Origin of the sequence: Carboxydocella thermautotrophica, assembly GCA_003054495.1 — a bacterium.
Classification (GTDB): Bacteria; Bacillota.
Map to the genome: position 1 here is coordinate 1,674,778 of CP028514.1, position 20,841 is coordinate 1,695,618.

Below are 20,841 nucleotides of genomic sequence, written 5' to 3' on the forward strand. Positions count from 1 at the left end.
TCTTCCTAATAATCCTGTCGAAAAAAAATTGAAATTTTTGTGACTTGCTTCACACACGAAAAATATACCCAGCTTCAGCCGGGTATCAGGGTTTGGGTCTGTGGGGATTATGGCAGGCACAGCAATTGGAATCAAGGCCATGTCCCATTTGGGGCGCATCAAAAAAGAGCACAACACTGCCACTGCCATCATGGCAGGACTGACAGAGGCCGGCAATAGCCTGATTAATTATGAGCTTGCTTCCACCGGCTGCATGGGCAGAATGACACAAGGCACAGGGAGCAGTGGAAAAAAGGTAATTGCCGTGAGGGCTAACAAAAGGAGAGTTAATTGTAGTAAACACCCAGGAAGTGAAACCTGCTGCCAGACCAGAGGTACTCTTGATACCTGAGTTTATTACCACTTTATAGGATGTGTTAGCAGACCAGGGTTGAGCCGGGGTAAAATACATGGTGCGAGTTTTCTCATCCCAGGCATATTTGCCCGGTAATTTTACACCGGAAAAATTAACAGTTACATAGAAGTTGCTGGGTGTGATAGTTGCTGGATCCAGCCAATCATTCCAGACTACTTCTACCCGCTCATTTCTTTTTACCCCTGTCCCGGTTGGTTTTTTACTTGTGACCATTGGCGGCGAGCTGTTCGCCTGTGTAGTAACTGTTACTATTTCACCAGGGGGAGAGATTTGCCCCTGTACGACCTGCTGAACATAAAAATTATAAGTCGTAAGGGGCATTAAGTCTGTAACTGTCGTTCCAGTTGTAGTCACATTCTTGAGCCAGTTGAAGTAATTCCCCTCTTTTGCCATATAGACCTGATATAGAACATCATCCCCGGTTATTCCATTCCAGGACAACTCTACGGTATTTGGTCCGGTAGCGACAGCTGTTAGACCGGTTGGTGGCTCTGGTGTGCTACCCACCTGTACTGTATCCGGCTGGTTATCATATATATCTTCACTAACAGCCACAATCCTTTCCTCCCCAGCAGTCGTCTCCGGGAGTGGAGGCGGCGGTGGAGTCTCACCTGTACCTGCTGGATTGGTTTGCTCTGTGGCTCCTGAATCAGCCACAACCGGTTGGGACTCTGTGTTATCTTCAGCAACAGGATTACCTGCAGATGTCTCTGCTGTTTGGCTCGCTGGTTGCTCCACCTGTGGTTGTTCAGGCATTTCTGCTGGTAAACTCAATAACTCATCTGCCCAGGGTACCAGCCCGCTCCAGTTTACAGCAGTCAAAATTGTAGCCAGCATAAATATCAATAACCAGCGCCGCATTTTCCATCCCCCTGAGGATTGTGCTTTCTGTTGCAATTATACTCTTTCGGGGATGAGAAAATTGTCGCAAACAGTCAAAAATCTTTTATTTTTTTTCGACAAAAAAGAATCCGGTCTATATTCCGGATTCCAATAGCTCCAGCGCTTTTTGCATGGCAGCAGGCAAAAGCCCCTCCCTTTGCATATGGCGCCGTAAAAAGGAGTTATTGATCATAACCTGGAGAGAACGCAGCATATATTCCCGTTTAAACCTATCACGAATAGCTGGATAAGTTTCAATTCTTTCCAGATAATATTCTTTATAACATTTCAGGACAGCCTGAGCCAGCTCCTCTACTTCCATTTGCCTGGGCTTGATCACCGGCTCAACAAAATTATACTTACTGTAGTCCTGCTCAATAATAAATGGTTTCAATTCAGGATAAAGGTCAGCATAAGGCCAGGGTGCCAGCAATAAGAAGTGGGCGAAATCCGGATTGTAGTGCTTGGCTAATTCCAGAGTCTGGTCTATATGTTCCGGCGTTTCTTCCGGGGTTCCAAGCACAAAGGAACATTCGCTGATAATATTGGCCTCATTAAGTAACGCCAAAGCCTCTCTGCCCTGTTCACAGGTGATGGATTTTTTGAATTGATCCAGACTGGCCTGGTCGGTAGCCTCTACCCCTACATAGACATGGATAACCCCCGCTGCCCGGTATTTATCAAGAATATCCCGGTCCCGCAAAACATCGCTGACACAGGTCTCCAGCAGGAGATACATGCCCACCTGTCGTTCCAGCAGCAGATCCAGGATTTTTTCCCAGCGCTCCCGGTTACGGGTAGGATATTCATCAGAAAGCATCACCACATTGACCCCGTAGGTCTGTTTCAGATGCTCCAGTTCACTGACAAAGCTCTCTGCACTGCGTTCCCGGTAGCTCTGTTGCCAGAATTTTTGCTGAGAACAAAAGGCGCACTGATGGGGACAACCCCGGCTGGAATTGACCAGACCCAGACGGGAGCCGGGTAGAACATAAAAAGTATAGTCCTCCCACTCGACCAGATCCCAGGCCGGAATCAGCCGGTCCAGGTCAGGCAGAAAAGGTCTGGCTGGATTAACGATGATTTCTCCCCGCTGGTTGCGCCAGGCAATGCCTTTTACCTGAGCCAGTTTCTTTTCATCAGGCCAGCTGTCCAGCAATTCCGGCAGGGTCTCTTCTCCCTCTCCCCGCACTACTACGTCAACCCAGGGCCAGTCCTTCAACATTTCCTCGTACATAAAGTTAGCATGGATACCGCCAAACACTGTCAGAATCGATGGATCAACGGCTTTAGCCACTTGTAAAACCTGGCTGGCAGCTGGCGCTGAGGCTGTATAGGAGGTGGTCCCCACTACCCGGGGCCTTTCCTGTTCAATCCTGGCTTTAATCTGCGCCAGGTCATGCCCTTTAGTCATGGCATCATAGATAACCACTTCATGCCCGGCCGCCCTCAAATGCCCGGCCAGGTAAACTAGACCAAGGTTAGGCCAGGAACCAGCTGCTTCCACCACGCCGGCATGATAAGACGGAGTGATTAACAATACTTTCATTACCGCTCACCTCCTGCTGCTAGTGTAATAACTGCCAGTGGTAAATTAAACCTGCAGTCCATACTACCCCTAATATACCGTGTTTAATCAGCAATAAGCGTTTGCGCTCCCGCGCTACATCCCCGGTCCAGCCATAATAACGGAAACTGATACCGCGCAGGGCACCGGTGACCAGAATGAGCACTAGCGCTAGCCAAACCCAGGTGTTAAGCTCCCAGAAAAGAGCGTCCTGACCATAACTGGCCTTGATTTTCCCCAGCAGAAACAGCCCTGCCAGCCACAGCCCTGTTGCCGTATCATGGATAAAACTGTTGGTAACAATTAACCAGTCTTTCATCTTCTCACCTATTTCAAATGTTCATGAATGGATTGATAGATGTATGGGACGCCAAAATAGGCAAATATAATCAGAACAAATGCCCCTATCGCCAGCCAGGCCGCCTTTTCGCCACGCCAGCCATAAGTGAAGCGTAAATGCAGTACCAGTCCGTAAATCAACCAGCTAATCATCGCCCAGGTTTCTACAGGGTCCCAGGCCCAGTATCGGCCCCAGGACTGGTTGGCCCAGAGGGCCCCGGTAATCATCATGATAGCCAGCATTAAAAAGGCCAGGGCCAGGAAACGATAGGTTAGATCATCTACTTCAGCCACATTGTTGCCTTTCCGCTTGTGCAGCAAATAGTAGGCTCCTGTACCTGCCGCCAGCAAGGCACTGCCATAGGCCAGTTTAGCGAACAACACGTGCAGGTAGAGCCAGAAACTACGGTAGGTTAGAGGAATGCTTTCCATCTGGTCTGAATTTAAAACTGCCGCTCCCAAAGCCAGCATAGTAGCCGGCGCAACAAATAAAAGCAAAGTTCTAAAGCGGGGCTTATAATAGCAAAGCCAGAGGAAACCAGCCATGCCCGCCCAGGCATCAGCAGGAACTACTTCCGCAAAATCGACATACGGCCCATGACCGACCCGGTACCAGCGATAGAGTAAAGCCGCAGTGTGCGCAAGAAAACCGGCAGTGGCTAAGTACAAATCCAGCCTGCCCTGTTCTTTTTTCCAGATGATTTTTACAGCTGACATAAAAAGGGAGCCAGCATACAACAGTACAGCCAGCCAGTAGAAAATAACTTCGACTTTACTCACCCAGTACCTCTCCTTTTTGCATTACTTGCCGCAGTTCAGCCACTATCCCGCTCTGCCATTGTTTCCGTCTGGCTTTCAAAATCCAATTCCCTTTTTCTTCGTTCAGTACTATTTCCAGCGGCGGCCGGAATAACCAGAAGAACAAAGCGATTATACCTGCGGAACTACCAGCCACAATCCAGTACAGCCCCGGGTCTTTTACCAGCAAAAATGACGCCCAGTAACGCAAATCGATAAAAGCGACAGTTAGGCCTTGCGGTAAGGTTCTGGTTTCCCCCTGGTTTAATGGCAGACCATTGACTAACAGCTGCTGGTTTTTTTGATCATAAGCAAGGGAAAGGGCTTGTTCACCGGGCAGCTTTATTTCACCCTGCCCGCTTTCTTCCTTAATGGCAACATAGCCAGCCAGCAACACCTTGGAGCCTTCTTTCACTTCCAGGCCGGGAGCATAACCGCTCCGGGCCAGATAGAGAGTATAGCCATGCCATTGCAGATTCTCATTCACAGCTATTTTTTCCCGGGCCAGCACTTCTCCCTTGCTGGTTAGTCTGACCACATAGGCTGCCGGTTCAGTTGCATTAGCATCAAACTTATCCAGGCCCAGATATTCTGCCGGAAATTTAATGTCCGCCCAGGGGCCCTTTTTTATTTCTTCCAGCTGTTGTTGGCCGGTGAAGGCCTGTCCTTCAGTCAAGGAAACAGTAGCCTGAACGCGCAAAAGATAGGTGACTGCGCCGCCAATGATAATCAGGATGAGCGCCAGATGAAAAAGGGGAATGGCAAAAAGGCTAACAGGATGGCGCAGCCAGCCCTGGTTAACCTGTTTTAGCCCTGCTTTTTGCCACCAATTATCTGCTGGTTTTTGCTTCAACTTCACTGGCTGCCAGCGGCCACCAATGCCGCCGCGACACCATTGTTGATACGCCAGTGCAAACTGTTGCAAGAGTGAATAAAGTGCCACCAGGGCAAAAACTCCTACCCCCAGTTTAAAAGGCCAGGTAGCAGCAAAATGAGTTAATCCCAGCCGGTCAACCCAGACTGCCCAGCTTCCGTTGCTGGCCACCCATTTAGCGATACCATTGGCCCCGTAGATGTTTTCCTGAGGAACCAGAACTAGGATTAGGATAAAAACCAGCAAAATAAACCAGAGAGCAATGGTAAGTCGGCGGATGTTCATGGCACACCTCAACTCATATATTCTGAATGAACAGTATCATAAAGGTAAGGAACTGCAAACAATGTGATCAGTAAGATTAATAAAGAGAGCAAGTTCAGCAGGGCAGCCCGCCGCGGCTTGCCTCCAGTAAAGCGGTAATGCAAGTATAAACCATAAAGCAGCCAGGAAATCAGGGACCAGGTCTCAATGGGATCCCAGGCCCAGTAGTACCCCCAGGCCTGGTTGGCCCAGATAGCCCCGGCCACAATCATTACTCCCACCATTAAAAAAGCAAAGGCCGTCAGGCGATAACTATAGTAATCCAGCCAGTTTGGTTCTGGCACCCGCTGCAGCCAGCCGGACTTTGTGCTGCCTGTTTTCAACAAATAGATAGCAGCCAGGGCAGAACTGAGCAGCGCGCTACCATAGGCGAATTTGGCAAAAATGATATGAATGATTAGCCAGATAGTCTGAAAGGTAGCCGGGATCTGGCTGATTTCCCGGGACGAAAGCAGGGCCCAGCCAGAAAACACCAAGGTAAGTGGATAAACGAATAATGCTGCTGGCATTAGCCTGGGCAGGCGCCAGAGCAAGAGCATGAACAGAGCAGCTCCAACCCAGGCATCAGAGGAAACAATCTCGTAAGTTTGTAAATAGGGACCATGACCTGTGGCTAGCCAGCGCAGAATTATCGCTATCCCATGGGGAACAAGCGCCAGGACAAAGATTATATTGCAGGCCCGCTGTAAATTCTGCTTGGTCCACACGACTCCAATTGCTGCCAGCACAGTTGCAGCCGCATATAAAATAACTGCCAGCCAGAAAAGAGTGATTTCTGCTACTTCAATGTTCATTCTCTGTCCTCCTCAGGGGAAATGTGGACCAGGTATATAAATATATTACTTCCTTTTCCCCCTCATGTCCAATGCACGCAAAAGAAGCGGGCAACAGATAATGCCCTGCTAGAGCTCCTAAACCCAGCCAGAAGGCTATAAAAATCAGAACCATGCCATAATCTTTAATAATTTTCACCTGGAGATAATAGCGAAAATCACCTGTTTTAATTTTAAATTGCCCCAGGTCACCGGAACTGTGCAATGGTAAAACCAGGGACTGTCCTCCTGAACTGATTTTTACCAGCGGTTCACTGGGGTACATAAACTTGTCCGGTTTTCCCCAGTCTGCATCCTGCCCCCGGGGTAAAAATTCTATCTCTATTTCTCTCCCATCAGGCAATATCAGAGAGTCACGACTGAACTTCTGGTCTCCCCTGGTGATAGTGGCCAGGGAGACATAGCCGCTGAGCAGGAGCTGGTCTCCCTGGCTGAGTTCTAGATAGGGAGCAAAACCGAAATCCCAGACATTGAAATCATGGCCATAGTAGCTCACAGGGGGTACCTTGCTTAACTTTCCTGATTTGACTTGAACATCATTGTGCCAGAGCTTAAATTGCCCCTGGACATCCTGGGGCCAGCCCTGGGCTGGATAGTTAACATGAATTTGCTCCACTTCCAGTCGCCACTGTTCCGTATTCAGGCGACCATAGGGCCCCTGTTGCAAAAGGGAGAAGCTTTCCCTGGTCAAGGGTACCTGTTCCCCTGCCGTAACCGGAACCAGGCCTTCGATACGGCCCCAGGCACTCCAGAGATAACCAAGTCCTATTAATAAGAAGGAGAAATGAAAAAGAATGATAAAAGTCAACCCATAGAGGCGACGAGCCCAAACTACGGGACCTAAAGGCCGGAACCCCTGCCGGATCAGCCAGTCCCTGGCAGTTCCTTCTACCCATAACCGCTCCCGCCAGCGGTATTTCCTCTCGGTAATCCTTAATTTCCTGTACAAGCGCCATCGCTTACGTATCTGTGCTACCATGCAGGCTGCTGTGTTGATAAGCAGTAAAACCAGCAAAACTTGTAGAGGTGTGCTGCGAAAAAAACCGGTATCATACTGTCCGCTGGGCAGACCGCGGGCTACACCCAGGAAGATATACAGGCCCAGGGCAATGATTAAGATATAGGCCACTTTTTTGGATTTTAGTAATTGATAAATCAACATAACATCACCTTGTGAAGAGAAGGGCCCGGCTCAGAGGCTGGGCCCTTCTGTAATGAAATTAACTGCCACTGGTTCGGGAAGTTCTGGTGGTATGACTGCCACAGGTTCCCTGTAACAAGTAGCACCCGTTCTTAGAACCAATGTTAGATGGATAGTATTCGGCAATTGCCCGGCCGCGAATGAACTTGCCATACCCGTTCCAGGTAAAACCGTGCATATAGCCTTTAACACTCGGGTCACCATGGCATTCATAACAACCATTGCTGGTTTTGTGATCCCCTTTACTATGATTGGAGAACCGTGAACCAGTACTTGTAGTGTAACCATAGGATGTCGGCTTATGGCACAAGGTACAGTGCTTTACAATCAGCGGCGCACTGCTAACTGCAGTATCCGTACTGAGCTTCAGGTTATATGGATTGCTGACATCAGTACCAGTATGGGTATAGTGGCAATCAGAGCACAAAACTTTTCCCTGCCCAGCCGGAGGAGTCCGGTTCAGGATATTGAGACCATAAGTAGTAAGAGTGGTAGAGTTAACATAAGTATTGGTCCCTTTTACCCCGAACACACCGTGGTGCGAATCATGAGTGGTCTGGAAGCGACTGCGTACATCCGACCAGCCCGTGGGCAAGGTGGTCTTGCTGCCAAAAGTACTGTGACACTTGATACATACTTCATACTGGAAGTCAGCTACCTGTTTGAAGTTACCATTGACGTCAATCCCCGAAGCTTTCAGGTTGTCCCGAACGAAAGTGTCTTTTGTCTTCAGGATGTGCGTATTATGACAGTCTACACACTGTACTGTCTTGGAGTTATCATCATAGTTCATCTGAGCCGGGTCCTGGCCGGGCACATGGCGGGCAATGTAATTAGGATCTTTAACCGTATGCCCTACCGTGCCATCGAACTGACCAGCCACATTCTTGCTTGAGGGGCCTGTACCATCATGACAGGTGAAACACAGGTCTGAAGCTGGTTTCAAGGTCGAGCTCTGGTAACCTGAGCCATGGGGATCATGGCAGTTATAACAGGCACCTGCTGCATTACTGGCCTGGGTATAATTACCACCCTCTGTTCCGCCCGGCCATTTGGCATTGGCATTAGAGCCATGGGAGCTGACAGAGAACAGGCTCTGACCGGCTATCTTCACAGCCGGATCCACCAGTTCGGTATCTGGAATGGTGTTATCATTATTATTGGTACCACCTTTCCAGTAGACGGTCGGATAACCAGGAGCAGCAGCTTCGTACCAGTAAACCCCTGTTCCATAAACCTTTTTCACCAGGGCCACACTGTCATGGCAATTATAGCAGAGCTCGTTATTGTCCGGATTTTTCAACAACTGCTTCGGATAAGGATTGCCCGGATTGCTCGGGTCCTCCTTGCCATGAGGGCTGTGACAGTTCATACAGTTACCGGGAACAAACATGGCCGATTGCCCTGTGGCTGAATCATACCACTTAGCTTTGCTGGCATGTTCCGAGGCATTATAGGCTGCCTTACCCCGGAACCAGTAAGTTTGAGCAATCACTTCTGGCTTATCATGGCACCAGAAACAAACACTGTTCTTCAAACTATTACCATTGCTGTCTACAGCATCGGTATTCATGGGCAATTTCAACATGCTGCCATAATCGGTGCCATGGGGATCATGGCAGTTGGTGCATTCACTGGGTGCAGATTCGTTATCCCAGCGGACCAACAAGTTATTTTTATTGCCATGGGCAGTTTTGTTGTAAATGGTAAAACCATTCCAGGCACCAAAACTTACAGCAGCATGACATCCTTCACAGAGAGCATTGACACTGATAAAGGTATCAGCACCCACCGTAAAGCGATAGCTATCCAGGGTCGAAGCTCTGGTCACACTCACGCCATCTCCGCCATGCTCTGTCGGCACAAACTTACCGTGCGGAGTATGACAGTTAAAGCATTTACCAGCATAAGTCGCTTTATCGGCTGCACTATTGGGATCCCTGGTGCCCCCGGTTCCATAGCTATTCGGGAAAACTATGGGCGTTCCGGAAGGCGAATCTGTGGTCCGGCTGTGCGCCGACATTTCAAAGGTACGGCGACCGGAATATTTGTAATTGCTGGAGGCGTTGGTGTGACAATCAAAGCACAGTTCATTATCCTTGGCTTTCTTCAGCAAGCTGGGATACTGAGAACCATGGGGCACATGGCACTTGGTACAGTTACCATAGTAAATACTGCCATCACTAAAGGTGTCCACCGGTACATCCACGTTATGTTTGCTACTGTTATAAGATGTACCGATTACAGGCGCCCCAGGCGGTGAGCCGGTGCCGTCGTGACAGGTCATACACAGGGCTCGCTCCAGTGATGCCATGGGATCAACCAGAGTCAAAGCTGTTACCTTGGTACTGAAACTGGATTCGTTCCCCTCCAGGTCAAAGGCTGTAACGTAGTAACTATAACTGGTGGTACCTTTGAGATAGAGGTCCGTCCAGGTAGTACCGGTAGTGGAACCCACCTTCAAAGGTTGACTGAACCCGGGCACAATCCGGTAGATGTTATAGCCCACTACTCCATCAGCAGCGCTAGCCGGAGCCCAGGTTAACTCTACGGCCATACTGCCGGTGACAATATCCTTGATGGGAGTAGCATTAACCCCTGCCGGAGGAGGCGGAGCCACATTATCCACCGGCTCAGCAGCAGTTGTTGTCGTTACAGCAGCACCGGTTGAAGCATTGCCACTCAAATCAAAGGCACTGACACGATACCAGTACTGGGTATTTCCTTTTAAGCCGCTATCAGTAAAGCTCAAGTTTGCCGCATCCACCGAGCCTACCTTGATGTAGTTAGTCCCATCACTGCTGCGATAGATACTATAGCCAGCCACATCATCGGCAGGAGTGGACGCCGACCAGTTTACAACTACACTGTTGCTGCCAGGCTGCAAGCTGCTAATCGTCGGCGCTGAAGGCGGAGTAGTATCAACGGCATAATTCTTCAGCAGCTTGTATTCATTGACCAACGTGGTGCCGCCGGTGTTGCGTACCCGGATATACAAAGAATACCAGTCTCCGGCATTCAGGCCACTGGGCCAGGTCACCTGGAAGCGGATATAGTTACCGTTATAAGCTACGTTGCTGGCAGTCAAAGTGGCTGCTGTAGTTCCATCCATTCTGTATAGAGTTGCAGTAGTGGTGCCGATAGTACCATTGACATTGGCCGAAACTTCACCATAAACAACCTGCCCGGCCTGGAACTCCAGCTTTTCTGTCGTATAGCCACTATCTTCATATGTGCGATAATGTTCGGTAGTTGCTGCAATTTCCACCGCCTCATAAGCCCTAATTGTACCTGCTCCGCTTGAGACCTCAACCAGGAAATAGTAGAGACCCGGGGTCGAACGGGTAAAGGTCACCTCATAAGTGTAAGGTGCGCTAGTACTGGTCTGGCTCATAGTATAAGTTGCTAACTGCCCGCCAGTCTTACTGTAAACAATTACCCGCCGCGTAGTAGCATTATTAATGGTACTGGTAGTCACCTTAACCCGGATATTAGTGCCAGCCGGGAAAATATTGGTGCGACCGTTCTGATAGTCAAAGAATTCGACCACATTGCTACCCGACTTGTAAAGTCCATTGGTTACAGGTATAGTTGCAGTTGGTGTAGTGACCGAGGCAACATTGCTATAACCGGATTCATTACCAGTGCCGCCTAAATCCAGGGTTTTATCGATTGCCGTAACTTTATACCAGTAGGTTGTATTGGGCAAAATGCCATTATTCAAGCCCGGTGCATCCACAAAACTGGTAGTACCGCTAAAGCCAATGCGGCTAAAGTTAGTGCCATCTGTACTGCGATAGATATAATATCCTTTCACCCCGGAGGCGTCAGTACTGCGCGACCAGGTCAGACTGATCCGGGCACTATTCAGGGCTACCGCCTTCAAGTCAGCAGGCGCACTGGGAGCAGTTGTATCCGAAGTATAGGCTGGTGATACGTTCACGGTTGTATTCAGCCAGGTACTATTACCTGCTCTGTCAAAGGCCTTAATCTTATAAGTAAATGGTGGTGTGCCTCTTACTGCGCCATCATAGAAGGACACTGTACCAGTAGTGCTGGTGTTATTGATCACCCCAATAGCATTGGCATCGGTGAAATCATTACGGTAGATATAGTATCCAAAAATGTCACTGGAATCAGATGGAGTCCAGCTGACCTTCACCAGACTCTTGGCCAGCGCCTGGGCACTTAAACCGCTGGGAGCATTAGGTGGTGTTACATCACCACTGGCACCAGTGCGGTCTTTGATCAAATCCGCTTTCGGGTTATGGGAATGAGGTTTATGACAATTGGTCATACAGGTATTGGTATCAGGTGACAGCGCATCAGTTATTTTATGGTAGGACACAATCGTACTGGTTGTCGTCCTGCCACCTTGCCCGTCAGGCCAGGTGTTTTGAGTTCCATCCCACAAACCGGCTAACTGGTCTATATTGGGCGCTAAAGCGCTGGACCCGCCATGACATTTGTAACAATCCTTGTTGGACCCCACCGGCCGCGGGTCATGGGGGTTATGACAGGCCATACAGTTAGCGGTGCTTACTGCCGTATGCTCACTCAAAGTAATACCACTCTTGGGCCCTACCAGGGGCAATTCAGCAAGATCAATCTGGCCGCCAGGCAGATCGGGATCAACCCAGCGCACAAAATCCGCACTGGCATCCTGGTTATTGGGCAAATGGCAAACCGTACAAAAAGGACGGCGGCTGTCATTGCTGCCAATATTGCTGGGGAAAGTGCGTAACTGGTTGGTATCCCCATTAGTATAGATGGCTTCACTGACATCAGCATCCCGCAGGTACTTTGTATTGGAAGTTCCATGCGGGAAATGACAATCGGCACATTTCAGCTTCTTGGTTGGGTCGCTTTTTAGATAATGGCCATAAGCCTGATACAATGTCTTGATATTGCTAATCGTAGCCCCATTACCATCAGTATGCAGACCATCATGACATTGATAACACAGAGTATCGCCATTGGCCCACTTCAACAAAGGCTTATAATCAGAACCGTGAGGATTATGGCACTTGGTACAGTTATTGCCGAAACCACTGCCGTCACTGTAGGAGTGTTCCTGTTTCACGTAATCATGGGGCTTACCCGCATATTTCAGCATGTCAATCCGCGGCTGTGGTCCCGGTGCCCCGTTTGTATCATGGCAATTGAAGCACAGGGTCTTTTCATCTACCGCCTTGATATTATTGGAACGCGGATTATGCGGGTGAGCCAGGTGACATTTGGTCATACAATCATTGGTATCAGCTGTGTTGGGATCATAAATCTTATGACGGCTGATTTTCCCTGCACTCAAAGTTCCTTCTTGCCCCATCAATGCCTCGATATTATAGGCCTCACCCCGTTTGCCATGGCAGAGATAGCAATCGGCATTAGAGCCTGTAGCCGGCCAGGGCTTATGAGGATCATGACAGATATCGCATTTATCCGTTGATGTACTGCTATGAGAAGCAATGCTGGCCGGCAACGGTTTGATAGTGATTTTATAGCTGTTAGCCGGCTGGTCACTGGAAGTCACTTTGATAGTATTACCGGTATAGTAGACACGGCTGGGCTGGTCTGAAGTCGGGTGACAGACCAGGCAAAACTCCCTGACGTTAAAACTACTGCCGGTCTTATTGGTCGGCCAGGCCGTTCCGGCAAACTGCAAGGTACCGTATTTGTCCCGATCCCAGAGATACTTGGCGTTGGTCGTACCATGAGGGCTATGACATTCGGTACATAGCAGTTTTTTGGTAGAATCTACAGACTTGATAAAATGGCCGGCAGAAGTCTCAGCATAATAGAGCTTCCGAATATCCTGTTTGGCCGGATAACCATCATGGCAATCCAGACAGGCATTTACCTTACCAACATCAGTATCAGCATCAATCGCATGAGTATCGGTAGTATCAATATCCCGCCGCAGCAAACGCACGTTAGTCGAAGCATGGTGTTCATGGCAGACCAGACAGGGCTGATCCTTGCTTACCCCATCAGCAGTAGTGCCATATTTACTGTTGCTCCGGCTCAAGCTGGCATGGGGCTTGCCGGTAAAGTTGGCCTGATAATCCTCGGTAATATGCCTGGTAGTACCATGACAGGTAAAACACCAGTCGCGATACTCGGTTGTAGCAAAATTGGGCACACTGACCGGGTCCGGCGTAACCGCTGTCCCTGAGACAGGGTCGGTCCAGGCGACCGGGTTTTTCAAACCATAGGGGTTAGAACCCGTATGTTTGGTATGATCCGGTTCGTGGCAGGTATCACAGGATACCTTTTTGCCACTGGATGTACCCGCATAAATAATGGGATGGGATGAGTTTTTGTCAAATTCATTCTGGTCATGGCAGGCTGCACAGTTCAGAGCAGGACCTGCATAAGGATTACGCAAATATCCTTTTGGCGTATGGTTAGCTTTACAATTCAAATAACAGGCATAGCCGGTGGCATTGCCCTGGCTGTCGGTACCGGTAGCATAAAAGGCCAGACGGCCATTGGCCGGACTCACCGCATTGAGGAGATAAGACCAGTCAAAACTGATATTGACCGGGTTATTCAAATTCCAGTTAGAGTTATTTACTTTGGTTCCGTTCTTATAGGCATTGGTATTACTTAGATCAAAATACTGGTTACTACCTGTATGAGGATCATGACATGTCCGACAAGAGAGTTTATAACTATTCACGTGCCAGTGATAGTTGCGACCATTGCCATTGCCGAAACGGCTACCTACAATGGGGTTACTGCCATTATTCCAGTAATAACGGTAGTCATGGCATTTAAAACACAACTCATTACGGTTATGAGTTACTGCCGTCGGATAAGGTTTGTTAACAAAAGGTGCTGTAATCATAAATTGATATTTTGAGCCATGGGGTTCATGGCACATCATACAGCCATTCCAGGCCGCAAACTTCTGGTCATGGATTGAACCTGTAAAAGCATTACTGGAATTATAGATCTTGTTTTGCGAACTATATTGGTAATAATTAAAACCTTTACTAACATGACAGTTAATACAAAGATTGGCCTTATTCTCCCAGCGCAAAAGCGGGTAATTAGAGGAACCATGAGGTTTATGGCAATTCAGACAGGCGATCATGGTTCCGGTTGCAGATTCGCCAGTAATGGGCTCTCGCTCCACCATGGCGATCCCATCAGTCTGGGGGCTGCTGGTCGGTGCCACCGGATTCAGGTTAGCATCAACGCTGGCATATTGCATTAAACTATTGGGGTCATTGCCAATATTATGAACGGAATTAGCAAAAAAAGTCTGATGATCAATTCCAAAAGGCCTGGGTAGATCCGAAGGAGCTCCGTGACAGGTCCAGCAGACATCATTGCCACTATAATTAGGGCCTTTGAGCGTCCCGTTAACATTGCGCTGGGCTGCCAGCAAGCGAATGGAGCCGTTTTTCTTTCCCGTTACTGCACTGGTAGAGTCTGTGTTGCTGAAGTGGGGATTGTGACAATCCTGACAAAAGGTTTTGCCCTCCGGCACCTTATGGTGGGAGGTATTAACCTGAACATCAAACTGGCTTTTGACATCATAAATTGAAGCTGTACCGTCATGGCAGACATAACAGGTCTCAGCAACAGTGTCTTTCAAGACCAGCTGATAACCATGGGCTGAATGGGTAGAATGACACAGTTTGCAAAGGTCCTGCCGCCCCGGGTCAGTAAACTTGCCATGGGGCTGCAGAGTTGGTGTAGCGACAACCTTCACAGTAACTGCCTGTTGAGCATAAGCCAGATTGCCGGTACTATCGCGGCCTATCCCCTGCACATAAATAGTATAAACCCCTTGAGTAGCCGGGGGAATCAGTTTAACCTTAAATACTTCATCATGAAGTTTACGGTTACGGTCTCCGGGAGTTCCATTGCTACCATCATCCAATGTAACCCCCTGCTGATTAACCGGAGTAGAATTAGCAGGAAAATCAGTAACAAACATAAAAGGACTATACAAAGGCGCATTTTTGGCTGTATCCTGTTTGGCAACAGCCCAGGGGGTCAGATCAGATTGGCCATTATCACTCCAGGGAGTATCAGGATTAGCCACTTGCCACTGGTAAGTAGCAGGTACCTGGACGGCACCTGCTACAGTTCCGTTTAATCCGTAGCCCAATCCTGTGACCCGATAAGTAATCTCAAGCGCCTGACCAGCAGTAAGGCTGACTTCAGACACTGCTCCCTTACTTGTTCCGTTGACAGATACATCCAGGAGCGTCACAGTTCCCCCGCCCCTGGTATCATGACAGGAATTACAATAATTCTTCTCACTGGCGGTATCCAGTTTGCCATTCGGCCAGGCCCAGGCCCAGCTGATAAAGGCGAGCCAGCACCCGACGGTCAGGAGGAATATATTAAATTTTCCAGTAGACAAGACTGTTTTTTTCATTCCGTCCCCCTCCTTCTCCGCTCAGGTTTAGGGATTATCAGTTTTCTGATGGCAATCCTCACAGATCACCATACCAGGGGCGCGTTTTAAAGCGGTAGATAAACGCCCACTTCTGGTAATATTTTGTTCAACCACAGTAGTGCCATGAGCGCGATGACAGGTCAGGCAGACCACCAGATTGCCATTTTCATACGGATAATTTCCTCGCGGTGTCAAACCATTGTAACTGTTAGGAATATTTACGGCATGCATAACAAAATCTATGGAATTTGCATTCAAGTCATAGCCTGTTTGCTCGGTAAATTTGGCCAAACGATGTCCACTCCCGGCTTTCTGGTTAAAGTCACTGTGACAGGTACCACAGAAATATACAGTACCACTCACATATTTTGGTATTTCCTGATTGGTACCAGTATCGGTTACGGCGTAGCCAATAATAGCGTTAGTTTGTTCTCCACTACTTGACCCTACCAAGCTTTTTAACAACCGATAATTACCATTATCATGAGGGTTGTGACAACTAGTGCAATCCAGCTGCCTGGCCATGAAAAATGAGTCATAAATCATTTCCCCTGGTGCCTCCCCATGGGGGGTCCCGACATTGTGGACCGAAGTGGGTACCGCAGTGATAGCAGCACTGCCATTGTAATCGTAATATACCGCAGCATAAACCTCAGCAGTAGTATTGCTGGCAGGTGGCAGAGTACCAAAAGGCCCACTGGATGTAGGAGCAAGTACAGAACCTGGCAGGGTAACTGTGCCATTTAAGACATTATACTTACTCTGAGTGCCATCATGACAAACCAGACAGGTACGGGTTCCTGTTTTTTGTGTCAAAAGTTTGGGGCCTTCGGCTGCGTGGGTAACATGACAACTGGCACATGCCCCTAAGTTTTGATCATAGTAGTCATGGGGACTGGTATTAGGGGGAAATGCCTTCCCGATAGGAGACTCAATAGTAGTAGTACCATCCGTCGCTGTCACCTTGTAATAGTAATTGCGATAATTCTCCACTCCAGTATCCGCATATTGTGTTGCCGGACCAGTATACAAAGTAGTCCAGGTGGTCCCGTCGGCAGTCCGGCTCAAAGTGTAGCTGGTAGCCCCAGTTACACTGGTCCAGTAGACTGTTTCCTGGTTATTGCCTCCTACCATCCCGGTGAACCGGATTGTTGCTTCCGGGTCAATTGCCGCCCAGGCCTGAATAGTATGGAACAGAAGCAACAGGATTGTTATGGCCGTGATTGTACTATATTTAATTATCTTGACCATAACAACCCCTCCTTTTTCTATTTCAAGACTACAATCCGGTCATTTTCCCGGTCAGTTATATAAATTCTGCCTGTGCCATCAGTCGCTACCCCATTGGGAAAGCGAAAAGGATCTCCTTCCTTAAAGCCAGCAATCTGTCCGACCAGTTTAAAATTAGCATCCAAAACTATCACAGCCTGTTGCATCGTATCCACTACAATCCAGGCATTTCTTTCCCGGTCAAAGGTAATTCCCCGCGGTAGTACAAACCCTATTCCTTCCTTAATGGTCTTTACATGTTTACCGTTATCCGCATTGAAAACTTGCAAGCGTCCATTGTTGGAATCTGCCACTATCAGCAAGCTCTCATCTTCATTTAGGGCTATCCCGTTAGCATAGGATAAACCTCGCTCACCCGAACCTGGTTCTCCGATTCTTTTAACCACCCTGCCCTGTTCATCTAAAACCAGTACTTGCTGACTTAATAGATCTGATACATATAATAAACCTTTACTGTTTAATGCAAGGGCCACCGGACGAAGATTGTTTTTACTATCCCTGGGCCAGGACTCCAGGTATTTCCCTTCCTTATCAAGTACTACAATCCGATTATTATTCAAATCAGCAACAAAAATTTTACCAGCACCAGCAGCAACAGCTACTGGGTAATTAAATTTATCGGGGCCGTTACCAAAACTGCCAACGCTTTTTAACTTTTTTCCATTGCGATCAAACCAAACTAGCCTGTGTTTGGCAGAATCAGCAACAATAATTTTATTGCCATCAACCCCCACTCCCAGGGGTTTTAACAGTCCGGTTTGTTTATCATTGCCAAAGGCAAACAATCCCTGGGGCAATGAATGCACTGGCTGCGTAATCGATTCCAGTGGGTTTTGTTTAGTCAGGTAGAAATAAAAGAATATGCTCATGCTGATTATAATCAGCGTTAGTATGATGATCACTAGTTTATCACGGCTGATAGTTTTAGTCATAATTGCCACCTCGAGGATGTAATTTAGTTCACAATTTACCTTACTACATTATTCGACATAAACTTTACTTTTCCTGCCACAAAAACAAAAAAGCCGGATTAAACTCCGGCTTTTTTCAAGATCTGGTCCATTACTGTCGAACAGGCATGGGAGTGGGCCAGCATTCCATCTACTACCGTGGAACAACGGTGTCCTAACCCGAGAGCAAAATCCTTCACTGAGGTGACCTGTTCAGCACGCCCTATTATTTCAAATCCATTTGCAGTCAAATAGCCCAGATTATCAGTCTGTACAGCCAGTACAGTGGCCCGGTTGGTCAAATCATAGTGGCGGATTAGCCCGATCTCCCCTGGCGGTAAAGGCTGCCCGGTACGCAATCCAACCACAACTGTCCTGGTCCAGGGAGGAGTAATTTTTTGTCTTTCCACATTTGTCCGTCCCTGCAATACTTCCGCCAGGACATTGTCGATATAATTGGTACCACTTTCACTCATACCCAGGACATTCACACACATATATGCAGGCACGCTCAGGAATTCCTGACAGTTCTGATAAAACTCTTCTCTGGTCATAGCCCCAAAGGTGCCCTGATAACCACCCCCATCAAGAACCCTGGAACCAGCGGGCAGCTCCAGCCGCAGATTCAGCTGGCGCAAGTGGTTAAAGAAGAGGACAAAGCCCGATGTAGCACCCACCAGGGCTACAGGTTCTTGACCTTTTACCGCATCTTGCAAAAAGGTCAGTAACCCATCCACATCCAGCCCTTGCGTAGAAATAAAATAGCGACTGTCTTCCTTGCCATAATTTTTCACCAACTGGGCCAGACCAAAAGCCATCGCCATCCCTGGGGCCTGTTCCGGCGGTGGGATCAACATGGCCATGGTCATTTTATCCCGATCAGGAAAACAGTACTTTTTCGTCAGCAACGCATTAGCCTGGATGATATTGGCCAGACTGGACCGGTCCCGGAAAATTTTTCCCCGCAAATTGGGATCGGAAGTGCCACTGGTCAACAGGGCCAATTCACTCTTCTCTACCGGGATGCTGGCTACTACCGACTCCTTAAAAGCCTGGGTAGGAATCGCCGGAATCTGGCTCCAGTGGCTGATTTGACCAGGATATTTGCCCAATTGTTCACATAAGTTGCGGTAATAGTCGTTTGCCTCAAACTGGTAAGCGAAGATTTCCAGCGCCAGGGCATTAAACTCAGCCTCATTAGTTTCCTGCTCCCAGCTGCGGGCAATAAATGCCGCCACCTTCGCATCCAGCTCTTCAGCCCATTTTGTTAATTCCATCTTGCTCTCCCCCTTATTTTAATAGGTTAAATGCTCATGAGCAGTGGGATAAAACAGCGGAATGCCGAAAAAGGCAAAGAGGATTAAAAGTAAAGCCGCAATACTGAGCCAGGCTGCCCTGACTCCCCGCCATCCCCAGGAAAAACGAAGGTGCAAGGCTATGCCATAAACCAGCCAGGAAATGAGGGCCCAGGTTTCAATCGGATCCCAGCGCCAGTAAGCTCCCCAGGCCTTATAGGCCCAGATGGATCCGGAAAGAATCATAATTCCCAGCATAATAAAAGCAAACCCGGAAACGCTATAATTTAAACGATCCAATCTTTCCAGCTCCGCCGGATCCGCTGTTTTCCTTCGCCAGAGAAATGCCCCACCAAGTCCGGCAGCAATCAGGGCAGAACCGTATGATAGTTTAGCGAAAAAAATGTGTACTCCCAGCCAGAAAGTATAAAAAGTTCTGGGTATTTCCTCAATTTCTTTGGTCCCCATTGCGCCCAGGCCTATCATCAAAAACACCACTGGCCATAACCAGCCCACTATACTTCTCGCCGCCGGTACCAGCATCGAAAATAATTGAATTAATAGTGCAGCCCCCCAGGCATAAGAGGTATATACTTCATAAGTGCCCCAGTAAGGAAAATGCCCGGTTTGATACCAGCGCAACAACAATGCCGCCGTCTGAGGAACCAATCCCAGCCAGGCTACAACATAGCTCCATTGCCGCCAGTTTGGTTTGCTAAACCATGAGCCTGCTATTGTCAGTGAAGCTGCTACAACATAAAAGAAAACACTTACCCAGAGCAAAATCAGTTGTGTCTTGAGCACCAGCTCACCTCCTTCGATTTTTGCCAGTAAACCAGAGGCCCAATCCTGCCGTCGCTAACCAGGAACCAGCAAAGACAATTTTGGCTCCAGGATCATAAACTGTTTCTAAACCCACCCAGGCTCTGATCTCCCCTAACTCCAGCTGATAGGGACCTAAATTCCTTACCTGCCCGGGGCGAAGCTCTACTTCTTCTCCGGCTTTCACGATCAGCATGGGATTTATCAGTTTTTCCGAGTTTTTGTTTTTCTCATCTGGATAAAAGATCCCGCTCAATTTTAAATCAGGTAATATCTCTAATAGCTTAATTCTGTATCCCTGCTCATTTTCATCTGTTTTTTCTGCCGGCAATAAGAAAGCACCCACCAATTCACCATCTTTTTTTACTACCAGACCCGGGGCGTAACCCGTAGCGTAATGAAAGAAACGCCAATCTCCAATGATTAGTGGTTGCCCTTTTTCAATCCATACTGCTTCTTCTCCCCGTTCAGTCTTGACCATTACCAGGGAACTGGTGTAAGCCAGAGTTCCATCGGCTCGCCAGTGCCGCTTCTGTTCCAATAACTGTAGGTTCCATCCTGGCCACTGACGCTGCCAGCGACCGGTTTCCAGGACAGAAAAAGCAGTAGGTGTTAAAGCCTTTTCCTGGCCCTCCCCCAGTACCAGATAACCTTCTACTTTATAAGCAAAACTGAGTAGCGCCCCGCAAGTTACAAAAATTAATCCCCAGTGAAAAATCACAGACCCCCATATTGCTAACGGTGCTGACCACCGTAATTTTCGACTTTGAAACAAAGTACAGGCTAATAAATTAATCAGGAAAACCAGACCTAAAAATAAAAATACCGGATG

13 protein-coding genes are annotated in these 20,841 nt (G+C 48.3%); all 13 read right to left on the bottom strand.

The window, feature by feature from the left end; genetic code table 11:
- Positions 1–85: 85 nt before the first annotated feature.
- The 13 genes from CTH_RS08505 to CTH_RS08565 all read right to left on the bottom strand — a co-directional run bounded on the left by CTH_RS08505 (position 86) and on the right by CTH_RS08565 (position 20,730).
- Positions 86–1,276, bottom strand: a complete 1,191-nt coding sequence (locus CTH_RS08505; RefSeq protein ID WP_078666069.1) for an Ig-like domain-containing protein — start codon at positions 1,274–1,276, stop codon at positions 86–88.
- 115 nt (positions 1,277–1,391) lie between these two features.
- On the bottom strand, positions 1,392–2,846 hold the full coding sequence (locus CTH_RS08510) for a B12-binding domain-containing radical SAM protein (protein ID WP_107753552.1): 1,455 nt from the start codon (positions 2,844–2,846) through the stop codon (positions 1,392–1,394).
- A 19-nt stretch (positions 2,847–2,865) separates the two neighbouring features.
- Positions 2,866–3,183, bottom strand: coding sequence for a hypothetical protein (locus tag CTH_RS08515; RefSeq protein ID WP_078666067.1), 318 nt, complete (start codon positions 3,181–3,183; stop codon positions 2,866–2,868).
- Positions 3,184–3,191: 8 nt separating this feature from the next.
- Positions 3,192–3,983, bottom strand: a complete 792-nt coding sequence (ccsA, locus tag CTH_RS08520; RefSeq protein WP_078666066.1) for a cytochrome c biogenesis protein CcsA — start codon at positions 3,981–3,983, stop codon at positions 3,192–3,194.
- The gene (locus tag CTH_RS08525) at positions 3,976–5,160 is read right to left on the bottom strand and encodes a cytochrome c biogenesis ResB family protein (RefSeq protein WP_078666065.1); all 1,185 of its coding nucleotides are present in this window, start codon (positions 5,158–5,160) and stop codon (positions 3,976–3,978) included. Before CTH_RS08525 ends, ccsA (CTH_RS08520) begins: the two co-directional genes overlap by 8 nt.
- Before the next feature lie 8 nt (positions 5,161–5,168).
- Positions 5,169–5,993, bottom strand: a complete 825-nt coding sequence (ccsA, locus tag CTH_RS08530) for a cytochrome c biogenesis protein CcsA (RefSeq protein WP_107753554.1) — start codon at positions 5,991–5,993, stop codon at positions 5,169–5,171.
- Positions 5,983–7,194 carry a cytochrome c biogenesis ResB family protein gene (locus CTH_RS08535; protein ID WP_107753555.1) on the bottom strand — a complete coding sequence of 404 codons (1,212 nt, stop codon included), beginning with the start codon at positions 7,192–7,194 and terminating at the stop codon, positions 5,983–5,985. Before CTH_RS08535 ends, ccsA (CTH_RS08530) begins: the two co-directional genes overlap by 11 nt.
- A 58-nt stretch (positions 7,195–7,252) precedes the next feature.
- Positions 7,253–15,631, bottom strand: coding sequence for a cytochrome c3 family protein (locus CTH_RS08540; RefSeq protein ID WP_107753557.1), 8,379 nt, complete (start codon positions 15,629–15,631; stop codon positions 7,253–7,255).
- Positions 15,632–15,658: 27 nt separating this feature from the next.
- A complete protein-coding gene (locus CTH_RS08545; RefSeq protein WP_079906189.1) occupies positions 15,659–16,903 on the bottom strand; it encodes a cytochrome c3 family protein in 1,245 nt (414 codons plus the stop codon).
- A gap of 17 nt (positions 16,904–16,920) precedes the next feature.
- The gene (locus tag CTH_RS08550; protein ID WP_079906236.1) at positions 16,921–17,874 is read right to left on the bottom strand and encodes an NHL repeat-containing protein; all 954 of its coding nucleotides are present in this window, start codon (positions 17,872–17,874) and stop codon (positions 16,921–16,923) included.
- Between the two features lie 98 nt (positions 17,875–17,972).
- Positions 17,973–19,169: a LuxE/PaaK family acyltransferase gene (locus CTH_RS08555; RefSeq protein WP_078666563.1), complete on the bottom strand. Its 1,197-nt coding sequence runs from the start codon at positions 19,167–19,169 to the stop codon at positions 17,973–17,975.
- Positions 19,170–19,187: 18 nt separating this feature from the next.
- Positions 19,188–19,991, bottom strand: a complete 804-nt coding sequence (ccsA, locus tag CTH_RS08560; protein ID WP_242952078.1) for a cytochrome c biogenesis protein CcsA — start codon at positions 19,989–19,991, stop codon at positions 19,188–19,190.
- Positions 19,992–19,995: 4 nt separating this feature from the next.
- On the bottom strand, positions 19,996–20,730 hold the full coding sequence (locus tag CTH_RS08565) for a cytochrome c biogenesis ResB family protein (protein ID WP_078666565.1): 735 nt from the start codon (positions 20,728–20,730) through the stop codon (positions 19,996–19,998).
- Positions 20,731–20,841: the final 111 nt, after the last annotated feature.